At 51.8% G+C, this 23,958-nt stretch carries 25 protein-coding genes; 14 read left to right on the top strand and 11 right to left on the bottom strand.

The annotated features are described in order from the left end of the window. Positions 1-33: 33 nt before the first annotated feature. Genes AC1VOR_RS05150 through AC1VOR_RS05130 form a run of 5 tightly spaced genes read right to left on the bottom strand, consistent with a single transcriptional unit; the run spans position 34 to position 6,211 of the window. Complete coding sequence (locus tag AC1VOR_RS05150; RefSeq protein ID WP_059054383.1) at positions 34-1,143, bottom strand: YheC/YheD family endospore coat-associated protein; 1,110 nt, start codon at positions 1,141-1,143, stop codon at positions 34-36. A 53-nt stretch (positions 1,144-1,196) separates the two neighbouring features. Beyond that, a complete protein-coding gene (locus AC1VOR_RS05145; protein ID WP_059054381.1) occupies positions 1,197-2,321 on the bottom strand; it encodes a YheC/YheD family endospore coat-associated protein in 1,125 nt (374 codons plus the stop codon). Next, positions 2,318-3,694 carry a YheC/YheD family endospore coat-associated protein gene (locus tag AC1VOR_RS05140; RefSeq protein WP_482616199.1) on the bottom strand — a complete coding sequence of 459 codons (1,377 nt, stop codon included), beginning with the start codon at positions 3,692-3,694 and terminating at the stop codon, positions 2,318-2,320. The genes AC1VOR_RS05145 and AC1VOR_RS05140 overlap by 4 nt, the downstream gene beginning before the upstream one ends. 23 nt (positions 3,695-3,717) lie before the next feature. Next, positions 3,718-4,830 (bottom strand): YheC/YheD family endospore coat-associated protein, encoded by a 1,113-nt coding sequence (locus tag AC1VOR_RS05135; RefSeq protein ID WP_482616197.1) that lies wholly within the window; start codon positions 4,828-4,830, stop codon positions 3,718-3,720. Between the two features lie 13 nt (positions 4,831-4,843). After that, positions 4,844-6,211 (bottom strand): YheC/YheD family endospore coat-associated protein, encoded by a 1,368-nt coding sequence (locus tag AC1VOR_RS05130; RefSeq protein ID WP_482616195.1) that lies wholly within the window; start codon positions 6,209-6,211, stop codon positions 4,844-4,846. A gap of 186 nt (positions 6,212-6,397) precedes the next feature. Between AC1VOR_RS05130 and AC1VOR_RS05125 the strand changes: the two genes are divergently transcribed. From AC1VOR_RS05125 to AC1VOR_RS05115, 3 genes are all read left to right on the top strand, one after another. Then, entirely contained in the window at positions 6,398-7,561 is a 1,164-nt protein-coding gene (locus AC1VOR_RS05125) for a DUF445 family protein (protein WP_482616193.1), read from the top strand. A gap of 34 nt (positions 7,562-7,595) precedes the next feature. Beyond that, positions 7,596-7,940: a YlbF/YmcA family competence regulator gene (locus AC1VOR_RS05120; RefSeq protein WP_059054373.1), complete on the top strand. Its 345-nt coding sequence runs from the start codon at positions 7,596-7,598 to the stop codon at positions 7,938-7,940. Between the two features lie 128 nt (positions 7,941-8,068). Beyond that, positions 8,069-8,362, top strand: coding sequence for a hypothetical protein (locus AC1VOR_RS05115; protein WP_059054371.1), 294 nt, complete (start codon positions 8,069-8,071; stop codon positions 8,360-8,362). Between the two features lie 96 nt (positions 8,363-8,458). Here AC1VOR_RS05115 and AC1VOR_RS05110 read toward each other — a convergent pair whose 3' ends face one another. Both AC1VOR_RS05110 and AC1VOR_RS05105 read right to left on the bottom strand, forming a co-directional pair. Beyond that, positions 8,459-8,794 carry a hypothetical protein gene (locus tag AC1VOR_RS05110; protein ID WP_482616191.1) on the bottom strand — a complete coding sequence of 112 codons (336 nt, stop codon included), beginning with the start codon at positions 8,792-8,794 and terminating at the stop codon, positions 8,459-8,461. Between the two features lie 18 nt (positions 8,795-8,812). After that, positions 8,813-9,046 (bottom strand): DUF2249 domain-containing protein, encoded by a 234-nt coding sequence (locus AC1VOR_RS05105; protein ID WP_482616190.1) that lies wholly within the window; start codon positions 9,044-9,046, stop codon positions 8,813-8,815. Positions 9,047-9,275: 229 nt separating this feature from the next. Between AC1VOR_RS05105 and AC1VOR_RS05100 the strand changes: the two genes are divergently transcribed. Together AC1VOR_RS05100 and AC1VOR_RS05095 are read left to right on the top strand one after the other, a co-directional pair. Then, positions 9,276-9,998 (top strand): YwiC-like family protein, encoded by a 723-nt coding sequence (locus AC1VOR_RS05100; protein ID WP_482616188.1) that lies wholly within the window; start codon positions 9,276-9,278, stop codon positions 9,996-9,998. A gap of 52 nt (positions 9,999-10,050) precedes the next feature. Then, a complete protein-coding gene (locus AC1VOR_RS05095) occupies positions 10,051-11,385 on the top strand; it encodes a DRTGG domain-containing protein (RefSeq protein ID WP_482616185.1) in 1,335 nt (444 codons plus the stop codon). A gap of 96 nt (positions 11,386-11,481) precedes the next feature. Here the strand turns inward: AC1VOR_RS05095 and AC1VOR_RS05090 are convergent, their stop codons facing one another. From AC1VOR_RS05090 to AC1VOR_RS05080, 3 genes are all read right to left on the bottom strand, one after another. Beyond that, positions 11,482-11,781 carry a YtpI family protein gene (locus AC1VOR_RS05090; RefSeq protein ID WP_482616183.1) on the bottom strand — a complete coding sequence of 100 codons (300 nt, stop codon included), beginning with the start codon at positions 11,779-11,781 and terminating at the stop codon, positions 11,482-11,484. Between the two features lie 130 nt (positions 11,782-11,911). Next, the gene (locus tag AC1VOR_RS05085; protein WP_482616181.1) at positions 11,912-12,409 is read right to left on the bottom strand and encodes a sporulation membrane protein YtrI; all 498 of its coding nucleotides are present in this window, start codon (positions 12,407-12,409) and stop codon (positions 11,912-11,914) included. After that, on the bottom strand, positions 12,406-12,735 hold the full coding sequence (locus AC1VOR_RS05080; protein ID WP_482616179.1) for a YtrH family sporulation protein: 330 nt from the start codon (positions 12,733-12,735) through the stop codon (positions 12,406-12,408). Before AC1VOR_RS05080 ends, AC1VOR_RS05085 begins: the two co-directional genes overlap by 4 nt. A gap of 164 nt (positions 12,736-12,899) precedes the next feature. Here AC1VOR_RS05080 and AC1VOR_RS05075 point away from each other — a divergent pair, with 164 nt between their 5' ends. The 9 genes from AC1VOR_RS05075 to AC1VOR_RS05035 all read left to right on the top strand — a co-directional run bounded on the left by AC1VOR_RS05075 (position 12,900) and on the right by AC1VOR_RS05035 (position 22,427). After that, positions 12,900-16,484 (top strand): DNA polymerase III subunit alpha, encoded by a 3,585-nt coding sequence (locus AC1VOR_RS05075; RefSeq protein WP_482616177.1) that lies wholly within the window; start codon positions 12,900-12,902, stop codon positions 16,482-16,484. 148 nt (positions 16,485-16,632) lie between these two features. Further along, a complete protein-coding gene (locus AC1VOR_RS05070; RefSeq protein ID WP_482616175.1) occupies positions 16,633-17,142 on the top strand; it encodes a phosphatidylglycerophosphatase A family protein in 510 nt (169 codons plus the stop codon). 133 nt (positions 17,143-17,275) lie between these two features. Continuing rightward, on the top strand, positions 17,276-17,464 hold the full coding sequence (locus tag AC1VOR_RS05065; RefSeq protein WP_059054354.1) for a hypothetical protein: 189 nt from the start codon (positions 17,276-17,278) through the stop codon (positions 17,462-17,464). A gap of 312 nt (positions 17,465-17,776) precedes the next feature. Next, positions 17,777-18,670: an acetyl-CoA carboxylase, carboxyltransferase subunit beta gene (gene accD, locus AC1VOR_RS05060; protein ID WP_482616173.1), complete on the top strand. Its 894-nt coding sequence runs from the start codon at positions 17,777-17,779 to the stop codon at positions 18,668-18,670. Continuing rightward, positions 18,671-19,780, top strand: a complete 1,110-nt coding sequence (locus AC1VOR_RS05055; RefSeq protein WP_482616172.1) for an acetyl-CoA carboxylase carboxyltransferase subunit alpha — start codon at positions 18,671-18,673, stop codon at positions 19,778-19,780. A 188-nt stretch (positions 19,781-19,968) separates the two neighbouring features. Then, positions 19,969-21,390 (top strand): pyruvate kinase, encoded by a 1,422-nt coding sequence (pyk, locus tag AC1VOR_RS05050; RefSeq protein ID WP_482616170.1) that lies wholly within the window; start codon positions 19,969-19,971, stop codon positions 21,388-21,390. 140 nt (positions 21,391-21,530) lie between these two features. After that, positions 21,531-21,710, top strand: coding sequence for an acyl-CoA thioesterase (locus AC1VOR_RS05045; protein WP_482616168.1), 180 nt, complete (start codon positions 21,531-21,533; stop codon positions 21,708-21,710). Continuing rightward, complete coding sequence (locus AC1VOR_RS05040) at positions 21,671-21,949, top strand: acyl-CoA thioesterase (protein ID WP_482616166.1); 279 nt, start codon at positions 21,671-21,673, stop codon at positions 21,947-21,949. Before AC1VOR_RS05045 ends, AC1VOR_RS05040 begins: the two co-directional genes overlap by 40 nt. Before the next feature lie 85 nt (positions 21,950-22,034). After that, a complete protein-coding gene (locus tag AC1VOR_RS05035) occupies positions 22,035-22,427 on the top strand; it encodes an FxsA family protein (RefSeq protein WP_482616165.1) in 393 nt (130 codons plus the stop codon). A 371-nt stretch (positions 22,428-22,798) separates the two neighbouring features. Here the strand turns inward: AC1VOR_RS05035 and ytvI are convergent, their stop codons facing one another. Continuing rightward, positions 22,799-23,917: a sporulation integral membrane protein YtvI gene (gene ytvI, locus AC1VOR_RS05030; RefSeq protein ID WP_482616164.1), complete on the bottom strand. Its 1,119-nt coding sequence runs from the start codon at positions 23,915-23,917 to the stop codon at positions 22,799-22,801. Positions 23,918-23,958: the final 41 nt, after the last annotated feature.

Here is a 23,958-nt window from a genome sequence, read left to right as displayed (position 1 = left end):
TTCTTTGAAGCGCAAAGCAAAAGCCGCTTTCTCCTAAGAGGAGAGGGCGGCTTTTTGCTTATGCATCCATAAGGCGTATTCAAGCGGCTTGACGATGGACTGGCGATATACATCCGGATCGCCTGATCGGTTAAATACCTCCCGGGCTGGCTTCGGATTCACCTCTAACAAATAAATTTGCCCCTGCTTGTTGATGGCAAGGTCCAGCGCAAGCTCACAGAGTGCGCCGAAGGTATCCTCCAGATCGGCTGCAATCTCCAGACTAAGCTTCTCGGCACCCCGCCGGACCTCCTGGCGCCGTTCCTCGCTGGGAATCCATTGCTGGAGCAGCGTGTTCATCGCGACGGCATGCCCTCCCCCATGGAGGTTGGAGGTTACGCTACGCGGGGGACCCACCCGGCCTGCGCAGCCCGTGACCTCCCACTTGCCCTGACCATTCTTCTGGACCAACATGCGGTAGTCGTGTACTCTGCCGCTGGGAAGCATGATCTGAATCCCTTGCTGGGCAAGGAAGCGTCCTTGGCCTCCCTTCCATCCAAGCAGAAAGGCACCAAGCTGTGATTTATGGATTTTACGGGGAGAGACGATGCGGCGATTCTGCCGCCGTCCCTGAATCAGGAAGCGTTCCCGGTCCAGTTGCTCTACTCGCACAATACCGCGTCCCCCCGTGCCGTTAATGGGCTTGACGTACACGGTAGGGTGCTTCTTTAAGAGTCCAAATACATCGCTGCTGCTCTCAAATAGAACGGTATCGGGCAAATGTGGCCGGAAGCGGGCTCTACGGGCCAAGGTTTGATATATCGTCCACTTGTTACGAAGCGGGCGATTAAGGAACGTGAGATGTCCGTATTTGGCGCGAAATCTCAGTAATTGATCAAATCGCTTGCTGCGTTGAATCCGGCAACGGTCAAAGATCATCTGTGGGAAGCTTCGCCAGCGCCGGTACCATTTTTTTTGCTTGGGGTCATACATGAGGGCGAATATCATTTTCTTCTGGTCGGATACATCCATGGGCGTAAAGACAAAAATATCCAGACCCAGCTTCTGTCCCTCCGTAATCATCTTCTGATAGATATGCCGTTCCTCAAGCTGTTTCTTGTCGTTGAGATACAAGGTCAAGATGCCTAGAACGGGTTGTGACAACAAGATCACCTTCTTTGCTGGGATGGCCGCTACTTTCATTCCAGATCACAGGCTCACGTTCTAACTTTAGGTTGACGGGACAAGAACTGGCTGTATTGAACGATGCGCTCCAATGATTTTTTGCGGATATGCGGCTCATCGAATTTCATCGGCTTGGCATTGGCTTCAAAGAACCACAATCGTCCGTCCGTATCGACGCCAAGGTCCATCGACATTTCCCCCAACAAAAATCCGGATTCCTTTTCAATTTGCTTGGCGATGAGGACGGCATTCGATTTGACACGACCCAGCAGGAATTGAGTCATGTCAGAGCCGAAGGCCGGAATCAGCATTTTCTCCGGATCTTCAATACTGCCTCCTTGTGGCACATGGGTGGTAATCCGTTTGGGGCCAGCAAGCCGGGCTCCTGTTCCGGTAACCATCCAGACGCCCTTGCCTGTCTTCTGGACGAGCACGCGAAGGTCGAAATGGCGTCCTTGGAAGGAGGACAATTCAATACCCTCTTGCATGATATACGGCGTACTGCCGGTTTCTGCCTTGATCCGCTTCCAGAGCAACCGGAGCTTGGCGGTTTTGTATACGATATTTTTCCGTTTATCTCCCTGGATGGTCAGACGGTAAGGTTTGGCTTCGCCTTCGTCCAGTCGGACGAGCATAATTCCTTTGCCTGCCTTGCCGCTCTCCGGCTTCAGGTACAGACTGCTATACTGCTGAAGCATGGCTGACAGCGTTTTGGGGCCCAGCATTTTCCTTGTTCCAGGAACAAGCGTTTTGGTTGTTTTGTTCTTCTTCAGCCATTCAAACAAGCGGCGTTTATTGAAGAAGCACGGGTTGAACAGATGGATGGAATCGTGCCGGATGACCTCGTCGATTTTCCGCCTTACCTCGGGTCTTCTCTCATCCTCCCGCAGAGGAATCCGGTTATAAACAACATCAGGTAAGGGGAGCCAATGCTTCCGCCACGACTTATCTTCGGGGTGGAACAGATAGCCTTGCACCCGCTTGGCGCTGAGCTTCAAATCTCTGGCGGTCACGACATAAACGGGGCAATCAAGCTCCTGGCCAGTTTTGACGAGATCTCTGAAGTTGGCACGATTGCCGCGAAATTGTCTGGCCTCGTCATCCACCGTCAATACGGCGACGATAGGCTTCTTCTCGCTCAGGAGCAGAGTGCTCATGAGCCATCCCTCCTCCGAAATTTGCTCAAATAGAGGCAATGTTCAAGTATATGTTCCACGGAGGCCTTGCCCTCCGCCCGTAAGGACGGATGCTTGAAGATGGAGCGGCCTGGCTTGGCATTGGCTTCGAACATCCAGATGCGCTCTTCCCGATCGATCCCGATATCGAAGCCAATCTCCCCGATTAAATGCTGCTGATGGGACTCAATTGCCTCGGCTAGTGTAATGGCTATGGCTTTGGCATTACGAAGGACCTCGTCAGCCCGACTGCCGAAGGTACGGCTTAATGCCTGCTCCGGCGTCAGCAAGGAGCCACCGTTCTTAAGATGCGTGGTTACACTGCCCTTGCCTGCTTTCTTCGCACCGATGCCGACGACGGCCCACTGATTTCTACCGTTCTTATGCATATGGAAGCGGAAGTCGATGGGGCAGCCGTCAATTTCAATGAGCCGTATGCCTTGCTGAGCGACATATCCGCGTAGCGAGCGGCCGTGGCGGGCCTGTAGTGTTCTCATCAGACTGGCGAAGGAAGAGAAGCGGATTAAGGCATTACGCCCGTTTTTCCGGTATCTGGCATAATATCCGCTCTTGGGGATGTAGGAAAGGCGGTAAATTCCGTTGCCCAGACTTCCGCTATTCGGCTTGTAATATATCAAAGAATGCTGTTCCAGCATCTCCTTGATCTGTTCAGAGGAAGGGCTCATGATGGACTCAGGTACGTAGCGGCCCACAGTGGCATCCTTCTCCAGCAGGCGATATATATCGGATTTATTGAAGAAACTCCAATTGAAGAAAGGAATTCTGCGCCTTACGAACCGTTCTCGCAATTGGTTGATCGGATTGGTCGTCTCGGCCCGGCGGCTGGGCAAACGGTTATACACCACATCAGGCAGCGGCACGCGCTTGCGGACGAATCTCCCCGCTTCGTTCAGGAAGTAGCCGTTAACGGTTTCGTCCTCCCAGTCAATATCCCTTGGAGTGAAAGCGAAAATGTAAGAGGTGCGGCTACCTTGCCGCAGAAGCTGCTTAATGAAGCCGGTGCGTGATCCGAACGGATTCGTTTGAGACGAGGTAGGTCCGTCGGACAGGACACCGATCAGTGGGCCAATTTGTACTTCTCCCTCTTGAAGGCTGCGAAGGTATACGCCACCTGGCTTGGGAATTTTGATGCCCTTGCGAACACCGCCTGCGAGATATAGGTGTTTTCCAGCTTTGTTAATGCGTTTAACCGTGGCGGGAACCCGTTCTCCGCCCAATCTGAGATGAACCGACTTCTTCCCCGACAGCTTGAGGTTTTTCATTAGAGCCCCTGACACGTAGACGACCCGTTCGGGAGCCTGCGTGAAATGGACGTTGCAAAAAGTCAAACTCATGGATTTTATCCTCCTAAACGTTTTCAGGGTTTGCTCTGCAGCAGGTAGCGGGCATAGAAAATGGGGTTTTCCAGCGACTTTCTGGCGCTTTCCGGGTCACCGATACGGAAGAACGAGGACCGCCCGGGCTTGGAGTTGACCTCCAGCACCCACACGCGACCCTGGCGGTCAACGCCAAAATCGAGGCCAAGTTCTGCCAGCCGACCGAAGCGGGTCTCTAGATACTCCGGGATCAAGAGAGACAACTTGCGGATGGCGGCGACGGCGGCTTTTCCTTCTGTCTCGCCCATCTCTCGAATCAGAAACGGCAAGGCTTGATGAGCGGTGCCTCCACCGTGCAGATTCGAGGTGAGGGAGTGTTTTTGGCCCGCGCGTACTGCCATTCCTGTAAGGCTCCAGGTCCCTGTGGCATTTTTCTGCATCAGCACCCTGACGTCAAACGGTTCGCCTCCGGTACTGTTGAGTTGCAGGTAGGGCTGAATTAAGAAAGGGCGTTTGCCGGTAAATCGGTCTACCCATTTCAAGCCTTCCTGCTGCGAAGAGAACCGTCGTCTAAATATTGAATTTCTCCCGCTGCGCCCAATGACCCTAAGTTCCCCGTTCGGATGCTGGAGCTTGGCGTACAAGGTTCGCTTTCCGTGAGTACCATTGCGGGGCTTCAGGAAGACCTCGCCATTATGGGCTTGAAGCCATTCGCTTAATTGAGCAGGCCCTTTGTAAACTTCAGTCTCCGGGAGATAAGGGGCTGCTTCCGGGCATTGGCGCAGGGCTTGGTGAACGGCCCATTTACCTGCGAGTCCCCGGGTCAGACAAATGAACGGATGCTCGTCGGCGAGCCGGGAGAGCAGCCGGTGCTTGCGTAATTGCTGCTTGCGGTCATGGATCAGGCAGCGGTCGTAGATGATATCGGGTCGTGGGAACCGCTTGCGGACCCAGGTTCCGCGCTGGGTGGTATAGCCTTGAATACCTCCCGCATTGCCATCTGTTATCCAGGCCGGACAGAAGACGTATACACATAGCCCCTGTCTTTCGCCGATGGTACATAACTTTCGGCAGAAGGCGGGCTCTGCGAACGGGAACGGGCCTTCGCTTTCGGCTACAAGTATTCCAACGGCACCTTGCGGATGCTTGATCATGAAGGTTCCCTCCTTAGAAGCCTGAGAGGTAGCGGGTATATTCGATCACTTGCTTGACCGAAGGACGAATTTTCCCTTCGCCCATCGGAGTGTTGTCGTTCTTGGACGGCTTGGAATTGACCTCCAGTAGCCATACCCGTCCACTGGTATCCACGGCTAAATCGATGCCGAACTCTCCGAAGTGAGCCGGGATGTGAGTGTCCACGCTTTGTGCAATATCGAGGGCTGCATTTTTCAACTTCGTTCCGACTTTGCTCTTGACTCCAGCGGGCAGCATGCTGCGTGCAATGGCCTCCTTGACGGTGCTCAGGCTACCCCCGCGGGCCAGGTTAGATACAAAATGCTGACTTCCGGCGATTCGTGCCACGATGGAGGTCGTGTTCCACTTTCCAGACAGATTCTTCTGCACAAGCGCGCGAAAATCCACCGGCCGGTGATCCACTTCGATAAGGTGAAGCCCCTGCTGGATTTGGTAACGGGTAGTTTTCATTTTGCCAGACAACGATTGGAACAGCTTTGTGAGGTTGGGATATGTCTGTCGACGCGTGCCTCCAACTTGAGCGGTCAGGGTCTGATAGGTGCCTCCCTCAAGCCGGGAGATACGGATGATGCCTTTGCCCAGACTGCCTCTGATCGGCTTAAGAAAAATGATTGGATACTTGCTGCACATCATTTTCAACATGGCGTAGTTTCGAAACAGGTGAGATTCGGGCAGGTAGCGCTGAATGGAACCGTCCCGCTCGATGGCATCGAATACTTCGGTCTTGTCGAGATACTTCTCATTGAAGAAATGGCTGCCGTAGCGAGATTTTACTTCTTTCATAAAATGCTGTACGCTAGGTTTATTCTCCAGTTTCCGTGAATTCAGCCGGTTGTAGAATACATCTGCCGCCGGCAGTTGAGTCTGCTTCCATCCGTTGCCGTAGACCCAACCCGTCACTTGGCTCGAGCTTGTGCCGATATGCTTGGGGGTGAAGAAATATACGTACACCCCTTGGCGTGAGCAGGCATTGACAAGTTCCCGGCAAAACAGGGTCATCTGCCCGAAAGGCCGTTCCGGGTTGCCCGCAAAGTCCTGGCTGAGCAGGATGCCCAGCAGCGGCCCAAACTGAAGGGTCGAGGAATGGGGACGGTAGATCAGCCGTAGAGTGGCTTTCGGCTGAATGCCCATTTTCTTCGCGAGACCGGAGCCAAGCCGGATTCCATCAGAACGTGACAATGGAACGACCTTGACGCGTTGTCGGAATGATCCGAAGGTAAGCAGGAGCGGAAGATGAGTAGGTATTCTCCATTGCTTGATCAGAATGTCTCCGAGCACAAGAATGTCATCTTCTAGCAGGCCCGGACTCATGATCTGTATTGTTATTTTTCTGGAGGGCATGTAGCGGATCTCCTTCCAAGCTAAGCTGGGGTCCTGGATGCAAGTAAAGATCATCTGCGTAAAATGCATGTAATGTATCATATGAGGACATAGAATCCTTGGTGATTAACCTATGCCCGTTTTTCCCTTAGTCTGGGCGGGAGACGTCACTATTCTTCAGTGTACGAGACAGAAGGAGGAGGAAAGGTGCAGGACTGGCTATACATATTGGTGAGTATCCTGGTAGCGGCATTTGTAGGCGGAGTCACCAATCACTTTGCGATCAAAATGTTGTTCCACCCAAGGAATGCTGTACATATTGGTAAGGTCCATGTTCCGTTTACACCGGGCCTGATTCCCAAGCGGCGCGATGATATCGCTCTGTCGCTGGGCAAGGTAGTGTCTGAATATCTGGTTACGGTAGAAGGGTTGCAGGAGACCGTGCTGCGACCCGCGTTTCGCCAGCGGCTGGAGGACAAAGCACAGGGGTGGTTCGTGGAGCTAAGCAGTGGTGACTTAACAGTAAGGCAAGCGGCTTTGCGGGTATGGAGTGAGGCGGAACTGGAAGTGCTGAAGGTCAAGCTGGCAGAGGGTGCCAGGCAAACCGCTTTGCGGGGCTTTCAGTCCTGGTGGGAGCAGTCGGATGCCAAGAGCGTTCCCCTCAAACAACTGATCCCCGGCTGGTCCGAGGAGAACCGCAAGGTGTGGAGTGCGGTCTTAGCAGGTGAACTGCTGCGGGTCGCCGAGGAGGAACTTCTATCAGCCAGCGGACAGCGGATGCTTTCCAAGCTGGCAACCGGTATGATGGACAAGACCGGAGGATTTCTCGGGACGATGGCTGCTATCTTTGTAGACGAGGATAAGCTGGTGCAGAAGATGACGCCTGCGGCTGTGCAAGCACTGCGGAGCAAGCCAACCTTGGACAAGACAGCCCAGGCGATTGAAGCGAGAATGGAGCAGTACGGAGAATTGCCGGCGGCAGAACTGCTTGCTATTGTGACCGGTCAGGAGGCCGGGGCATGGCTGGAAGAGCATATCGGACAATGGCCGATTTACGATTGGATCACGCGGGTAGAGCAGCTCCGAATCAGCTCTTTCGTGGAACCTTGGCGGGAGCAAGTGATGACCGGGATTCCCCGGCTGACGGAGCGGGTACTGACTGTAGCTGCTAGCGTGATTCCAGCGGTGATCCAAGCGGTGGGGTTACCCGAACTTGTTGAAGAGCAGGTCAAGAAGTTCCCCGTCGAACGCCTGGAGGAAATTATTTTAGGTATTTCGGGGAAGGAATTTCGAGCAATTACGTGGTTGGGAGCGGTGCTAGGCGGTATCATTGGCTTGTTCCAGGCTATCTTTATGCTTTTGACTAACTAAGATTATTGTCAACTAATCATTAGGAGGAGATTACATGAATATTTACGACAAGGCACATGAATTGGCAGCAGCTCTGAAGGATAGCAAGGAGGTAACGGAGATTACAGCAGCCATGAAACTGGTGGATGCGGACCCTGAAAGCAAGCAAATGCTGGACAATTTCCGTACTCGTCAGGCAGAGGTACAGCAACGCATGATGTCCGGAGATATGCCTGCACAAGAGGAAATGGAGCAGATGGAGAAGCTGTTTGAAGTGCTTAGCCTCAATCTCAATATCCGTCGCTTGTTCGATGCCGAACAGAAGCTTAGTGTCATCATTCAGGACGTCAACAAGATCATTACGGATAGCTTGCAGCATTTGTATGGAGGAGAGGCTTAAATAGCCAATCTGGAATTTTGAAGTGAGTTCGCAGCTTTCTCTCATATTCTTGCAGCTTGGTTCATAGAGATAGAAGAGACAAGGTAAGTTGGAATCTTCTATTCTATGAAATGAGGGAGCTGTGAAAGATGAAGACCGTAAAGAGAGCAAGTAAATGGAAGAATGTCATTTATTTAATTCTGGCTTTGGCCATGCTGGTGTACGCGTTGCCGTTAATTTCCTTTGAGCCGGGGGCCGGGTTTGTATCCTGGTTTGGAGCCGTATGGGCGGGGTTTGCCTTCCTGGTGATCGGGGCACATCTATACTTCATTCTTGGTGTCAGCGAAGAGAAGCAGCGGGAATTGGATAAAATTCGGCGCGCCAAATACCGGGAATGGCAGCTTCAATGGCAGGAGCGCGGTGAGCAGCGCGAGAACGTTTGATGGCTCGAAGCCGATGATAGGCGACATAGTAAAAACAGCAAGTGAGAGGGAAATGTGAAATGCCCTTCTCGCTTGCTGTTTTTTTGCTGCTCCAGCTTACTCAGGTGTGAGTGCCCGGCATAGCCTCGCCGCCCCGCTTAGTCCCTTCATACCACCGAACAGCGTGTAGAAGAAGGAGTCCGGCGCATCGAGAGAAAAGGATAGATACTGCTTGGGATCGATCCCAAGCATTTTCTCAAATAAGGTAGCGGTATCGTAGGCATAGAAGCAGAAGTACGTATATTGAAACTCAGGCATCTTTTCGGCAATCGTCAAAATTTCATCCGCATACAGCTCCAAGTGATTTTCCGCTTCTTCCAGCATGGTCAGCGCATCTTCAAGCTGTACGGCAATCTTGATTGTTTTCTCGTCAATCACGGTAATCGTAGCCATAGTGTCGCCACTCCCCGCTTAGTTTTTGCCGATTTTCACTTGGAACATATCTGGTCCTTGTTCGATATACTCCCATGTGAAGGCGCCTGGATGCATGGCATCAAATTGGAAGCGCAGTGGCACCGGATCATGATCATTAACAAGCAGCATAGCCTCACCGGGCTGTAACGAATTGTAGGCGGCAAAAATGGTCTTATGTTTCAATTGCGGCGGATATTCCGTAGCATTGACAGTCACTTTGAATTGGCTCATATGAGTCCCTCCTGAATAGATAGAATGAATGATTCGCCATCATTATATCAAGGGGTTCAGGTGCGAATGTGATACAAATCACAAGAAGGACTATGGCAATATATTTCTCTGCTATGTTTGCTTAAGCCGTCAATAATCTAGTGACAGAAGTCACTGGACCGGGGAGGAAAGGCGATTATAATGTCGGTAATTTGTGCTTGCTAACATCTGGAAGGAGCGATCAAACGCTTTGAGAATTAAAGACTATATTCCCAATCAACACGGGGCTTGGGCGATGCTCGTTATTCCATTTCTATTCGGTATGCTGGCCTCGACTCCAGGAGTCATTCATGTCTGGTTATTTACTTGCTGGCTACTCATTTACTTATTGATGTTTCCGCTTCTCCAATGGGTGCGTACAGGCAAATTTGGCCGCGTTAGGGGGCCCATAATCCTGTATGGCCTTCTGCTGGTTCCTGCAGCCGCAGGGCTGCTATGGATTCGTCCTGGTGTTATCTTAATGGCCTCCCTGTTCCTGCCCTTATTTGCTGTTAACGTCTATTACGCCAAGCGAAAGCGCGAGCGGGCCTTGCTTAACGATATGGCAGCTATCGTGCAGTTTAGCTTGATGGTGTTCGTGTCGTATCGGCTAGGAGGCGGTAACGACTACCATCTGGCCTTCGAGCTGTTCCTGATTAGTATGCTATATTTCATCGGTACGGCTTTTTATGTAAAAACAATCATTCGCGAGCGCCATAATAAGCGATTCTATGGATATTCGGTTATATATCATCTCGGTTTAACGCTTCTGTCTCTACGGTTGCCTGCCTTAATCCTGGTGGCCGCCGCAGTGATTTTACTGGCTCGAGCCATTATTCTTCCACGTACCGGCATTACCGCGAAGCAGTCCGGGATGCTTGAAATCTTGTTCTCTCTACTAGTTCTGTCTACGGTCTGGCTGACTTACGCCTGAATGTGTATAATAGAAACAGAGTAGTACAGATTCGGGTAAGGGGGTATAACAGTTGGAGGGGCCGGAAGAGAGCGTAACTAAACACGAGCAGTTGCTACAGCATATCGAAGGATTGAAGATTGGAACGAAGATATCCGTACGTAAGCTGGCCAAGGCGCTGAGCGTCAGTGAAGGGACGGCCTACCGCGCGGTCAAGGAAGCGGAGAATCTCGGAATCGTCATCACGAAGGAACGGATTGGCACAGTTCGTGTAGAGAAGAAGCCGAGAAATATCTCTGACCAATTGAGCTTCGGCGATGTGGTGGATATCGTAGAAGGACATGTGCTGGGTGGTGGGGAAGGCTTGGACAAGACCCTGCATAAATATGTCATCGGTGCGATGAAGATTGATGCAATGGCCAGGTACATCGATGCAGGCAGCCTGTTGATCGTCGGGAACCGTGACAATGCCCATTCCTTGGCCTTGGAGCAAGGGGCTGGGGTGCTGATTACCGGGGGATTCGGGACAAGCCGTGAAGTCAAGGCGTTGGCTGATAAGCTGGCGCTACCTATCATCTCTTCAAGACACGATACATTTACGGTAGCCTCCATGATTAACCGTGCCTTATTTGACCGCCTGATAAAAAAGAAGATTATGCTTGTGGAGGATATTGTTGCCCGCAAGCCACGCGTCAATATGCTTAAGGCGACGAGTAATATTTCTGATTTTGACCAACTCTCGCTGGAGACAGGAAGCCTGCATTTCCCTGTGGTGGACGAATGGAATCGGGTCATAGGTATCGTCAGCCGCAAAAATGTCGAAGAGCTGAGCGGAGATCAGACGATTGAGAAGTGTATGACCCGTCATCCAATTACCGTCGGCCTGCAAACTTCGCTGGCATCGGCGGCGCAAATCATGGTCTGGGAAGGGATTGATTTCCTGCCTGTGGTTGACCGCAACCGCAAGCTGGTCTCGTCCGTTACGAGACGGGAGGTACTGCATGCGATGCGGGATGTTCGTAACCAGCCGCAGCTTGGTGAGACGTTCGAGCATCTGATGTGGAACGGGTTTGCTGAAGAACGGGATGCAGAAGGGAAGCTGTTCTTTCGTGGGATGATCACGCCGCAAATGTCCACGGACCTCGGGACCATTTCACACGGCGTGTTGACCTCGTTGATGACCCAAGCGGGCTTGAGAGTAGCGAAGGATGCCAGCGGTGGCGATTTTGTCGTGGATAACATAACCACGTATTTCATTCGCCCGGTACAGATCGAGAACCCGGTGATTATCAGTGCGCTGGTACTGGAGATGAGCCGCCGGGCCTGTAAGCTGGAGATTACGCTGACCTACCAGGACATGTTAATCTCCAAGGCGGTTATGACATTGCAATCTATCGACCATGCTTGACCCATATCATAAGGCCTGATCTGCTATCAGCGCCCTGCCATTAGTCCCGCAAGGACCTGTTGGCAGGGCGCTTCGCTTTAAAGTATAGTGATCCGGTTATCCCTGCTTCTGACGGGAATACATGCCGTGATTACGAATGCCGGCAAAGATATTGAACGCTCCGAGCACCATAAATACCGCGCCGATGATAACGCGAAGTGTAGAGCCGCTGAACATGAACATTTGAATGAATGCCAGAATAATGAGCATGAGACCCATGCTGATGTTCATTTTGGCTCCGGCCAGGGCTCTGGTCACCGGTTCCAGAGAACGGCGAGATTTGAAGCTGAAGAATAGAGAACTTAAGCAGGCAATAATTAAGAAGCTGTACAATATGTATTGAATCGTTTCTATCATCCTGACGACCTCCTTGCGGACCATCCATATTTGCCCTTATTCTAGCATGAAATACCGCGAAGGGACATCCGTCAGATAGAAGTGCGGGCATGGGTTGACGAGGAGGCTCTATGAACAAGCTGCTCGTCTGTTAAGGCCGAACGTATGGCCTCATGTCCACCCAAACTTGCAATACCCCCTCGCTAACGAGCATTGTTTTGATCTGGATGCTATATTCCTTTTCTCGTACGGTATAGATTTTACGATTAAGCAGCGTTCTTGCCATCTTGGCATCGGAGTCGATATCGAACATATTACGTCCGCGAAGGACCTCAAGCTCCTCATGCAATTGCTTGGCAACCTCCTTGACCGCGAGGGAATCAAGCGGGGGGTCACGTTCTTCCACCCGTACCTTGATCTCTTTGATAACGGTGGATTGCTTGTTGTATTTCTTCAAGGTGCGATTGTCTTCCTCCGCCTGGTGCAACTGGATGGTCAGGTCCTTATTTTGAATCCAGAGTAAGTTGTAGCTGGTCTGATAGATCACATTGTACGTGACGCTGCCCGCCACCATGCCCAGAATAAACACGGAGGCTAACTGCATGAACCGGCGAAATCCGGTAGCCCCTGGCGGTTTGGGCGGCTTCATGCTTTGCCTCCTCCACACATCCAGCGGACCAATTCTGATCCGGAATGAGCGCCTAGAAAGGCGAAGAGCAGATACAATATTTGCTTGATAGCCGGAGATAAATTACCGTCGAAGAAGTTGCTCTCAATCACTCGCATCGGGTCGATGGTTCCGCCTACGGCAGCGGCTAGTGCCCATATTTTGATCCGATCGGCGATATCCAGCATGGTATGCGTCGGGGGTTGCAGCGAAACGACAGCCCCGATGCCACCTACCATAGCTCCTCCCACTACAATACCGAAGGCGATGAAGAAATCCATCACGGATTTGGTTAAAAAGGTGCTCATGTGTCAGTTCCCCTTTCCAGTGGTTTGTCCGATTCCTTGAAGGTCGCATTTATAGAGGTCGTACTTATACCATTGTATGGGCGCGTAGTGGACATGTATGATAAAATATTTAGATAGAAGTGCACCAGAAAGTGAATTGATTATAGAGAGGAGGGATCGTCCGTATGAACGGCTTTGTTCATCTGCATGTACACAGCGAATACAGCTTGCTGGATGGCGCGGCACGGCTTGAAGAGCTTGTAGCCAAAGCGGCCGCGTCCGGGATGAAGGCACTGGCTCTCACAGATCACGGGGTAATGTACGGCGCGGTTCCTTTTTATAAATTGTGCAAGAAGTACGGCATCAAGCCCATTATTGGCTGTGAGGCCTATTTCACCTCAGCCTCGCGCAAGGAGCGGGGCAGCCGTCAGGACCAGCCAATTCATCATTTAATTCTGCTCGCGAAGAACGAGGTCGGCTACCGTAATTTGATGAAGCTGTGCTCCATCGGTCATTTGGAAGGATTTCACTACAAGCCACGCATTGACTGGGAGGTGCTGAGCCAGCATCGCGAGGGTTTGATCTGTCTGAGTGCCTGTCTCGGCGGCGAGGTGCCATTCCATCTGCTGCGTGGTCACGAAGAGGAAGCAAAGCGCGCTGCTTTGCGTTACCGTGAGGCCTTTGGGGATGATTTCTACCTTGAATTGCAGGACCACGGTCTGCCGGAGCAGAAGAAGGTGAATCCCAAGCTCGTTCGGCTGGCCGAGGAGACCGGAATCCCGTTGGTTGTGACAAATGACGTGCATTACCTGAGTGCCGCCGATGCGGAGGTTCAAGACGTACTCATCTGTATCGGGACGGGCAAGACCGTGGATGATGAGCAGCGGCTCAAGATGAACACCAACCAGCTTTATCTCAAGAGCGCTGAGGAAATGGCGGCGTTATTTCCTCAATGGCCAAGCGCCTATGCCAATACGGAGGTTATTGCTGCGCACTGTAATCTGGAGCTTGCCTTTGACCACCATATCTTGCCTGCGTACCGTCCCATTCCCGAAGGCCTTGACGCCGAGAGCTATTTGCTAGAGCTGTGCCGGAAGGGATTGGCTGACCGTTACAGCCATCTGACCACCTGGGAGGACCCGTCCGAGCGGGAACGCCTGGAGCAGCGGCTAAATTATGAGCTTGGCGTCATTGCGGGGATGGGCTTTTCCGATTATTTCCTGATCGTCTGGGATTTTATTGCCTTTGCCCACCTGAGCGGCATTGCAACCGGGCCGGGTCGGGGCTCTTCTGCAGGTAGCCTGGTAGCTTACGTGCTCCGGATTACCGACGTTGACCCGATGAAGTATAATCTCTTGTTTGAACGCTTCCTGAATCCCGAACGGATTACGATGCCGGATATCGATATCGACTTTAGCGATGAACGCCGGGACGAGGTTATTGCTTACGTGGTCCAGAAATACGGAACTGAGCATGTGGCGCAGATCATTACCTTCGGGACGATGGCGGCGCGCGCGGCGGTTCGCGATGTGGGCCGTGCGCTAAATGTACCCTTCGGCGAGGTGGACAAGACTGCGAAGCTGATACCGGGAAATTTGGGGATGACCATTGAGCGTGCCTTGAAAGAAAGCCCTGACTTGAAGGCGATGTATGAGTCTTCCGAACGGGTCAAGGGACTGCTGGACATGGCGAAGAAGGTAGAGGGCATGCCGCGCCACGCCTCGACCCATGCCGCCGGCGTTGTGATTTCTCGTGACCCGCTAACGGATGCCGTTCCGCTTCAGGCCGGTGGTGAGCAGATCGCACTGACGCAATATTCCATGGAGCATCTGGAAGCGATCGGCTTGCTGAAAATGGATTTTCTCGGTTTGCGCACCTTATCGATTATTGAGCGGTCTATGCACTGGATTCAAGAGCAGACCGGGGGAAAGCTGGACTTTCGGGATATTCCCGATAATGATCCGCTTACCTATGACATGCTGGGACGCGGGGAGACGACAGGAGTATTCCAGCTTGAGTCTGCGGGAATGCGCCGGGTATTGAAGGAAATGAAAATGTCGGTGTTTGAGGATTTGATCTCTCTGCTGGCCTTGTATCGTCCGGGGCCCATGGAGTTCATCCCTAAATATATCGCCGGTAAGCATGGGCAGATCAGCGTGGAGTATCCACATCCCGATCTGGAACCTATTCTTAAGGATACCTACGGCATCATCGTCTACCAGGAGCAAATTATGCAGATTGCCTCCGGGATGGCGGGCTTCTCGCTGGGTGAAGCCGATCTGTTGCGGCGAGCTGTATCCAAGAAGAAACGTGAAGTGCTGGATGAACAGCGCGGGCATTTTGTTAGCGGAAGCAAGCAACAAGGATATACAGAGGCGGAGGCCGATGTAGTATACGATATGATCGTACGCTTTGCCGATTATGGCTTCCCACGGGCCCATGCCGCCGCCTATGGCGTACTGGCGTTCCAGACCGCCTATCTCAAGGCACATTATCCTGTGCAATTCATGGCCTCCATGCTGACGGCCGTGATGGGCAGCCACCGGAAGGTGGCGGAATATATTGTAGAGTGCCGTAGAATGGGCATTGTCGTGCTACCGCCGGACGTGAATGAGAGCAAGGTGTTGTTCACGCCACAAGCACAGGCCGGAGAAGGTTCTATGTCGGCAGGTGAAGCAGGTGACAGTAGCCGTCTGGGGGTCATTCGCTTTGGGCTGGCAGCAATCAAGAACGTGGGTACCCAGGCCATCGAGAGCATCCTCCGTGAACAACAGGAGCGTCCCTTTGACAGCCTGCTCGATTTCTGCCGGCGGGTTGACTTAAGAACCTGCAACAAGCGGGTCATTGAATCGTTGATTCAGGGTGGGGCCTTCGACTCGCTACCTGGGCATCGGGCCCAACTGCTTGCTATGCTGGATGAAACGGTGGATGCAGCCCTGAAATGGCGCAAGGAGCGGGATGATTTGCAAATACAGCTCTTTGATTTTGTGGAGTCGCCGAATTGGGAGATTGAATACCCTGATATTCCGAAGTTCACTGCCGGAGAGCAGCTTGATCTGGAACGTGAGCTGTTGGGCCTGTATCTGTCCGGGCACCCCCTGGACGATTTCAGCGAGCTTCTGGAGGGAGCGGGCGTGGAACGGCTGATGGATTTGGCCGAGGCTGCTGACGAGAGCCGTACCGTGGTAGCGGGGATGGTCGTCTCCGTCAAGGCGATTACGACCAAGCAGGGCAAGGCGATGGCCTTCGTGGAACTCGAAGACCAGATTGAGCGCTGCGAGGTGGTCTTGTTCCCTGAGGTGTGGCGGCGCTCGGCCGCTCAGGTCCGTAAGGGGGCTTTGCTCGCGCTGCGCGCCACCGTCCAGTTACAGGACGAGGGCTTCAAGCTGCTGGCCGACGAAGTGGCCCCGCTGAGCGAGCAAAGCCTGGCGCAGCTTCGCCGTGGCCTGACCCGCGGGCGGGGCACGGCCGGAGCGAGCGCCGGCGGGGCTGTACGCGCCGCAGCGACGGCATCCGGCGCGGGCAGTACGCAGAAGACGGCGCAGCAGCGCGTCTTCATCAAGATCACGGCCGCGGCGGAGAACGCGCGCCTGCTCGACCGGCTCAAGACGCTGCTGGAGCAGCATCACGGGCCGGTCGGGACGGTGCTCTTCTACGAGAGCACCGGCAAGCTGCTGGCTTTAACCGAGCGCTACAGCATCAAGCCTTCACCGGCGTTGTTCCGCGAGATGGAGCAAATGCTTGGCCCGGAGACGGTCAAGCTTAAATAAAGAGGTCAGCCTGTCCTCCTGCCTTCACCGGCGAGGACGGGCTTTTTGACGAACATTTTACCAGACATGCGCATACACTTAGGAACACGGTAGAACAGAAGCCAATTATCGTGGGAAAATGTGGCTCCGCCAAGAGAGGAAGATGCGCATGTCATATCAATTAGCTGAAAGCTGGTTGCTTCGCCGGGGCGTGGAACTGGAGGAAATTTCCCGTATTGTGTATTCGCTGCAAATCCCGTATCATCAAGGCTTGACTATTGAACAGTGCAGGGAAAGCGTCATGGCCATATTGCAAAAAAGGGAAGTTCAATATACATTGTTTACGGGTATCGCCCTGGATGAATTGGCGGAGCAGAGGTTGCTTCCTGAGCCGCTTCAGGCTATCATGGATGCCGATGAGCCGCTTTATGGCGTTGACGAGACGCTGGCACTGGGCATTACGAATGTGTTCGGAATGATTGGACTGACGAGCTTTGGTTACTTGGACAAGGTCAAGCCGGGAATCATTGGCAGACTAAATAATAAAGGGGAGCGGATTCACGTCTTCCTCGATGATTTGGTCGCAGGGCTTGCTGCTGCGGCGTCTGCCCGCATTGCCCATAAGAATGAGAATGCGACGACCTACACTCCGGTTGATCCACCGAAGGCCGCGGATTAACCTGACAGGGCAATGATATGCACCCTAAACCCACGCAGGAAGAGGTTCCTTTGTTGCGGGAAATTTGAAAATTATGTTATCATTACTCTATTATACGGGCTCGAAGATGAGGTTAGGGGGCTTTGAAAAGGGCATGTGGACTGTCATATATATTGCGCCGACCGCTAAGGTTGCCGATATGATTAAAACGAAACTGACGGAAGAAGGATTTCTTGTCCAAACACGTCCTGTCAATTTATCCAAACAGCAGTTTGAGATTCTGGTTCCCTCCGGGGAGCTGGAGGAAGTACAAGAAGTATTAAATTCCATATTACATCCTTAAAAGAGGTAGTTCAAAAGGTCATCTTCCCAGGACGGAGTTGTCCAAGGAGTGGATTCGACATCGAATCTTGAATTCAGCCGTGCCAAGCGCAGGCTTCCGTAGTATATTTCTTGCAGAAACATTTCAGTTGCTCATGTATCCACTACGTACACTCCGCTACTCACGTCACTAGCTTCATCCTGAAAATTCGACTTTTTGAACAGTTTTGAGTATGTAGTTAGGCAAGATACGTGAACGGCAGATTTCAGGAGGCCAAATGCATCCTGCTGCAACAGATGAGGCCTATAAATAAACGGCTGAAGAGGTGTAGTTGTGTTCAAAGATTTGTTCCAGAAAAAAAGAAAATACGCGACCATTCCTTCAGGGCGCACCGGCAGCGAAGACAATACGGCGTCTTCTGATCGTCCAAAACGCGAGGTTCCGGAAGGTCTGATGAATAAATGCAGTCATTGCGGCTCCATTCAATACAGCAAAGAGCTAGAGAAGAATTACAAGGTATGCCCGGCTTGCGGACACCATATGCGCCTGAACGCGCTGGAGCGGATACGATTTACGCTGGACGAGGGTAGCTTCCAGGAATATGATGCAGATCTGATCTCCGTCGATCCCCTGGAATTCCCGGGCTATGCCAGCAAGCTGGAGCAGCAGACGCTGAAGTCCGGCTTGCGGGAGGCTGTAGTGACCGGAGAGGGGACCATCGGGGGCTTCCCGGCTGTTGTGGCCGTCATGAGCTTCGACTTCTTCTCCGGCAGCATGGGCTCTGTAGTGGGAGAGAAGATTACCCGTGCGGTGGAAGCGGCCACAGAGAAACGCTTGCCGATGATCATCTTCTCAACCTCAGGTGGAGCGCGGATGCAGGAGAGTATCCTCAGCTTGATGCAGATGGCCAAGACGAGCGCTGCTTTGGCCCGTCTGAGTGAGCAGGGAGGGCTGTATATCTCGGTCATTACGGACCCTACCACGGGTGGCGTATCGGCCAGCTTTGCCATGCTTGGCGATATTATTGTGGCCGAGCCTGGGGCTGTCTTCGGATTTGCCGGAAGAATTGTTATTGAGCAGACCATTCGTCAGAAGCTCCCGGACAATTTCCAAACGGCGGAATTCAATCTGGAGCATGGACAGTTGGACCTTGTTGTTCACCGCAAGGAAATAAAAGCTACGCTGGCTAAATTACTAGATTTGCACGGCGTGAAGGGAGGGGAATAAATGGCGGGCGAATTGCCTTTTGAAACACCTCTTGTGAAACTGCGTGAGAAGATTCAGGAACTGGAGCAATTCGGCACTGAGAAGGGGATTGACTTCACGGATGAAATCGCGCGTTTGGAAGAGCGCTATCGGCAGTTGGAGGAAGAGATCTATAGCAATATTACGCCTTCCCAAAAGATGCACCTGGCCCGCGATCATCAACGCCCAACATCGCTGGATATGATTAGCCTGATCTTTGAAGGCTTCATCGAGCTTCACGGAGACCGGGTATTCGGCGATGATCTTGCTGTTGTTGGAGGATTGGCCAAGCTTGAGGGAATGCCAGTAACGGTGATTGGGCAGCAGCGGGGCAAGGATACGAAGGAGAACATTGCCCGCTTCTTTGGAAGCGCCCATCCCGAGGGCTTCCGTAAGGCGCTGCGTCTGATGCAGCAGGCGGAGAAGTTTCGCCGTCCAATTATTACATTTATTGATACGAAGGGGGCATACCCGGGTATCACGGCCGAGGAGAGAGGGCAGTCGGAAGCAATCGCTCGCAATTTGCGGGATATGGCGATGCTTCGAGTGCCCGTCATTTGTGTTGTTCTTGGCGAAGGCGGTAGCGGAGGGGCGCTGGCTCTGGGCGTTGGCAACCGTGTACTCATGATGGAGAATGCGATCTATTCCGTAATTTCGCCGAACGGAGCGGCTTCAATTTTGTGGAAGGATGCCTCCAAAGCTGATCAAGCTGCGGAAGCGATGAAGATTACGGCTCAGGACCTGCTCGAAATGGAAGTGATCGAGGAGATCATTCCTGAACCCCGCGGCGGTGCAGGCCGGGATTACGAAGCCACGGCTGAGGCAATCAAAAGCGGACTGCTGCGGCATCTTGAGGAATTGTCTGTGATGAATCCGGACGAGCTGGTAGAGGACCGTTATCTCAAGTTCCGAAAAATCGGCAAGTTTACGGTGGCACCAAAGGCTGAACCCCCCGTTGCGCAACAATCCGAGGAGATCGCTGAAGTGGCGGCCATACCGGAGGAAGAGGCTACGGGAGAACTATCCGAAGCACCGGATTTGTCGAATGCTGCCGATCCTCGTACACAGGCTCCGGTTAGCACGGAGCATTGAGGGCTTCACGGTTTATTTCTGCCCTTATTAGGATATAATGGAGCTCTGGGATAACCCCCGATAAGCAGAATCCACAGAATGTTCGTTAATTTATGATAAACTTCCTATACAAATCGACAAAACTATAGTAAATTTAGTTGTTGGAAAAGACTATACAGAGAGAACTATTTAAAACGGAGGAAACCCAAATGCGCAAAACAAAAATCGTATGTACTATCGGTCCTTCCAGTGAATCGTTAGAGAACATCAAGAAGTTGATTATGGCTGGAATGAACGTCGCTCGTCTGAACTTCTCCCATGGTGATTTTGAGGAGCATGGTAACCGGATCAAGACGATCCGCGAGGCGAGTGCAGAGCTGGGGAAATCAATCGCCATACTGTTGGACACGAAAGGTCCTGAAATCCGTACCGGCAAATTGAAGGAAGAAGCTATTGAGCTTGAGCAGGATGAATTCCTGACCTTGACCACGGAAGAAATTCTTGGCGACAAGGATCGCATTTCCATCACGTACAAGGAGCTTCCTAGCGATGTGGAAGTGGGCTCGACCATTTTGATCGATGACGGATTGATTGGCCTGACGGTCGTTGATGTGCAAGGCACTGAAATTAAATGCCGCATTGTCAACGGCGGTACTGTCAAGAGCAAGAAAGGCGTTAACGTACCCGGCGTGAATATTTCCCTGCCAGGCATCACAGAGAAAGATGCTAACGATATTCAGTTTGGTATCGAGCAAGGCATTGATTTTATTGCGGCATCCTTCGTTCGTAAAGCGGCTGATGTGCTTGAAATTCGTCAATTGCTTGAAAAGCAAAACGCCACACAAATTCAAATTATCTCCAAGATCGAAAATCAACAAGGTGTTGATAACCTTGATGAAATCCTGGAAGTTTCCGACGGCTTGATGGTTGCCCGTGGTGACCTTGGCGTGGAAATTCCTGCTGAAGATGTACCTTTGGCGCAAAAACGCATGATCGAGAAATGTAATCGTGTGGGCAAACCGGTTATTACGGCCACACAAATGCTGGATTCCATGCAACGCAATCCTAGACCTACACGCGCTGAAGCCAGTGACGTAGCGAACGCAATCTTCGACGGTACAGATGCTATCATGTTGTCTGGTGAAACGGCTGCCGGGAAATATCCGGTAGAATCCGTATTGACGATGGCTCGCATCGCTGAAAAAGCGGAATCTGCACTGGAATATCGTGAAATCTTTATTAAGCAAAGTAATGCTCAACAAACGACGGTTACTGAAGCAATCAGCCAAGCTGTAGCTAATTCTGCACTGGAACTGAACGCCAAGGCAATCATTACTTCGACTGAAACCGGCTATACGGCTCGTATGGTATCCAAATACCGTCCGAAAGCGCCAATCATCGCGGTAACAACAGCAGATCAAACTCTGCGCCGCTTGGCTCTGAACTGGGGAGTAACTCCAGTCAAGGGTGAAGTAGCCGCTACTACCGATGAAATGTTTGACAAGGCAATGAAGGGTGGCTTGGACTCCGGTCTGGTTAAGGAAGGCGACCTCGTTGTCCTGTCCGCAGGTGTGCCGCTCGGAAGCTCCGGTTCGACGAACCTGATCAAAATCGGACAAATCCGCAAGTAGTCGATCATTAAGCATATACACGACTATCGTCCATGACGATCATAAAAAGGCAATGGGATGCCCGGCGACGGGAACCATTGCTTTTTTTGCCTATAAATTACACGCAGTAACACGTAGACTCCGGGAAGGGAGCGACATGAATGCAGGTTTGCGAAGTGGCCATTGAGCCGAGATATTTTGAATACGATATGATGGGTATTATTTATCACTCTCATTATCTGGAGTGGTTTGAACTGGGTAGGTTAGCGCTGATTCGCCAGCTAGGCTTTGACTATTTGATATGGAGCAATCCGGTTACATCTCCCCTGTTCACGAAATGAAGGTTGAATATAAACGTGGTATAAGATATGGGGAGAGCGTCTTGCTTAAGACCCGAATTGTAGACAACGGTGGAGTCAAGACGGTATATGGCTACGAGGTATACAATGGGGAAGGAACGTTATGCGTGGAGGGATCTTCATCCCATTACGTAGTGCGACGTGAAGACTTCAAGCCTGTTCAATTCAAGAAGGTCTTCCCGGAGTGGTATGCAGCATTTGCCGAGGCAGCCAGACCGTGAATTTTGATTATCCGGCGTTGAAGCGGTAAAATACAATTATCAGGAACAATCACATTCTATTGTTGCTTTCAAAAGGAGTCCTTATATGCGTAAATGGATAGCCGTTCTCATCGTCGTCATTCCAATTGTGGAATTTTGGGGATATACCGTCGTAGGCGAAATGCTGGGAGTTGGCAAAACAATCTTTCTGACATTAGCAACCTCCGTTATCGGTGGGTTGATGATGCAATTCGAGGGCCGCAAAGTGCTCGCAGATGCGAAAGCTCAAATGAGCAGCGGACAAATACCGGGACGTATGGTGCTGGATGGTCTTTGTGTATTTGCTGGCGGCTTGTTGCTGTTGATTCCCGGTTTTGTGACCGATATTATTGGTTTTACCATGGTGTTTCCGTTAACTCGCTTGCTATATCGTTTCCCACTCTTGAAGTGGGTGAACAAGAAAATGAAAGACGGAACCATCACTTATTTTCGCAGGTAAGTCTCTCTACTAGTGTGCAACATTCATCCTTGGGGTGCGATTAACTTAGCGGGAAAAAGTCCTGTTATTTATAGATAATCGTAGGATATCACAGATATAGCGGGAAATACTCCCTATAAAATGCTTGAAATCGGCAGTTATCCGTGAATTTAGTCAGATTAGCGGGAGGATTTCCAGCTAAATGGTCAATTTCATGGGGAATAGCCCGAAATATAGGGAGGATTTCCTGTTGATGTGAAATGGGTGCGTAGAGAGTGCTTGGCTCCATTTAAGGGATGAGCGTCCATTCCGTATTAAGTACAAGAAGAAGCAGGAGCAGAACCGGTGCGTTTCTGTCCTGCTTCTTTCTAATATTGATTTGTTGGGCTCACTCACCGTAAACGTCCGTGGGTGATATAGTTTTTCAAATCTCTGACTACCCCGGCTCGCACGGCTGCACTTACCAGTACCAGTGTTACGGGGCCGACGATAAATCCAAGCACTCCAAGGAGCTTCAGCCCAACGAACATAGCAATCAGGGTTGGGAGAGGCTCCAGACCGACGTTGCTGGCTAGCACTTTGGGTTCGATAATCTGGCGGGCAATCAGCACGACGCCGTACAGAATGGCAAGTCCGATGCCAAGCGTGATATCCCCCGAGGCGAAGGCGTAAATAAGCCAGGGAATCATGATGGTACCCAGTCCCACGTAAGGCAGCAAATCGACCAGCCCGATGATCAAGGCATAGGTGAAGGCTGAGTCTACGCCTAGAATGATCAGTCCGATTAGCACGATAAAGGTTGTGATGGAGAGCATGATGAATTGAGCGTGCAGGTATCCGGATAATGCCCGTTGCAGGTCTTGCCAGATCTCACCCGCAGTTCTGCGAAAGGCAGTGGGGACAGCTCCGGCGAGGAAGCGCATATTCCGCTCCCAATGATTGCTGATGAAGAAGGTGGCCAGTAAGACGACCCCGACAATCATACCCAGATGGGGGAGGGAAGAGATCAGATTTACAACAAATTCAAGAATTTGATTGACCAGACGGGAGACGAAGACGCCTACTTTTTCGGCGGTATTGTCAATATTCTTGTGAATGGTATTCTCATAACCCGGATTGTTCGCAATGAATCGGTTGATCTCTGCCATAATGGATTGAATGCTCTCGCTTTGAGTCCAGGAGATGAACAGGCCCCTCCATTCGGCGATACGAAGGTCGAAGGATTCAGTGAGGTGGATAAGTTCCTTCACCAGACGGGTTAAGGCGGCGGACAGCACGATGACGGCACTTCCGAAGCAGACGCACAGAGATACCGTCACAGCCAGCCATTTAGGCAATCTGGCGTGTTGCTGGAGCCAAAGAACAAAGGGATTCATGGCGTAGGCGATAAGCCAGGCAATGAGGAACGGATAAGTCAAGGGGAGGAGCCAATAGACGGCAACGAAAGCTCCGGCAAGGACAACGCATATCCAACTGCTGCGCAGGATGCGCTTGACAATGACGTGATCCACAGAGCATTTCTCCTTTTTTAGAGGTTGTTCAAAAATTCGTC

It is taken from the genome of Paenibacillus sp. 1SOY10, assembly GCF_056836745.1.
Note: the sequence above shows the minus strand (reverse complement) of the source record. Positions and strands in the feature narration are given on the sequence as shown.

Bases quoted from the DNA above. Each gene is read 5' to 3' on its own strand.
- AC1VOR_RS05130 (WP_482616195.1), bottom strand. From the start codon at position 6,211: ATGCCCTCCAGAAAAATAACAATACAGATCATGAGTCCGGGCCTGCTA.
- AC1VOR_RS05115 (WP_059054371.1), top strand. From the start codon at position 8,069: ATGAAGACCGTAAAGAGAGCAAGTAAATGGAAGAATGTCATTTATTTA.
- AC1VOR_RS05075 (WP_482616177.1), top strand. From the start codon at position 12,900: ATGAACGGCTTTGTTCATCTGCATGTACACAGCGAATACAGCTTGCTG.
- AC1VOR_RS05065 (WP_059054354.1), top strand. From the start codon at position 17,276: ATGTGGACTGTCATATATATTGCGCCGACCGCTAAGGTTGCCGATATG.
- AC1VOR_RS05145 (WP_059054381.1), bottom strand. From the start codon at position 2,321: ATGAGCACTCTGCTCCTGAGCGAGAAGAAGCCTATCGTCGCCGTATTG.
- AC1VOR_RS05085 (WP_482616181.1), bottom strand. From the start codon at position 12,409: ATGAAGCCGCCCAAACCGCCAGGGGCTACCGGATTTCGCCGGTTCATG.
- AC1VOR_RS05080 (WP_482616179.1), bottom strand. From the start codon at position 12,735: ATGAGCACCTTTTTAACCAAATCCGTGATGGATTTCTTCATCGCCTTC.
- AC1VOR_RS05035 (WP_482616165.1), top strand. From the start codon at position 22,035: ATGCGTAAATGGATAGCCGTTCTCATCGTCGTCATTCCAATTGTGGAA.
- AC1VOR_RS05045 (WP_482616168.1), top strand. From the start codon at position 21,531: ATGCAGGTTTGCGAAGTGGCCATTGAGCCGAGATATTTTGAATACGAT.
- AC1VOR_RS05105 (WP_482616190.1), bottom strand. From the start codon at position 9,046: ATGAGCCAATTCAAAGTGACTGTCAATGCTACGGAATATCCGCCGCAA.
- AC1VOR_RS05135 (WP_482616197.1), bottom strand. From the start codon at position 4,830: ATGATCAAGCATCCGCAAGGTGCCGTTGGAATACTTGTAGCCGAAAGC.
- AC1VOR_RS05055 (WP_482616172.1), top strand. From the start codon at position 18,671: ATGGCGGGCGAATTGCCTTTTGAAACACCTCTTGTGAAACTGCGTGAG.
- pyk (WP_482616170.1), top strand. From the start codon at position 19,969: ATGCGCAAAACAAAAATCGTATGTACTATCGGTCCTTCCAGTGAATCG.
- AC1VOR_RS05070 (WP_482616175.1), top strand. From the start codon at position 16,633: ATGTCATATCAATTAGCTGAAAGCTGGTTGCTTCGCCGGGGCGTGGAA.
- AC1VOR_RS05090 (WP_482616183.1), bottom strand. From the start codon at position 11,781: ATGATAGAAACGATTCAATACATATTGTACAGCTTCTTAATTATTGCC.
- AC1VOR_RS05110 (WP_482616191.1), bottom strand. From the start codon at position 8,794: ATGGCTACGATTACCGTGATTGACGAGAAAACAATCAAGATTGCCGTA.
- AC1VOR_RS05140 (WP_482616199.1), bottom strand. From the start codon at position 3,694: ATGAGTTTGACTTTTTGCAACGTCCATTTCACGCAGGCTCCCGAACGG.
- AC1VOR_RS05040 (WP_482616166.1), top strand. From the start codon at position 21,671: ATGGAGCAATCCGGTTACATCTCCCCTGTTCACGAAATGAAGGTTGAA.
- AC1VOR_RS05120 (WP_059054373.1), top strand. From the start codon at position 7,596: ATGAATATTTACGACAAGGCACATGAATTGGCAGCAGCTCTGAAGGAT.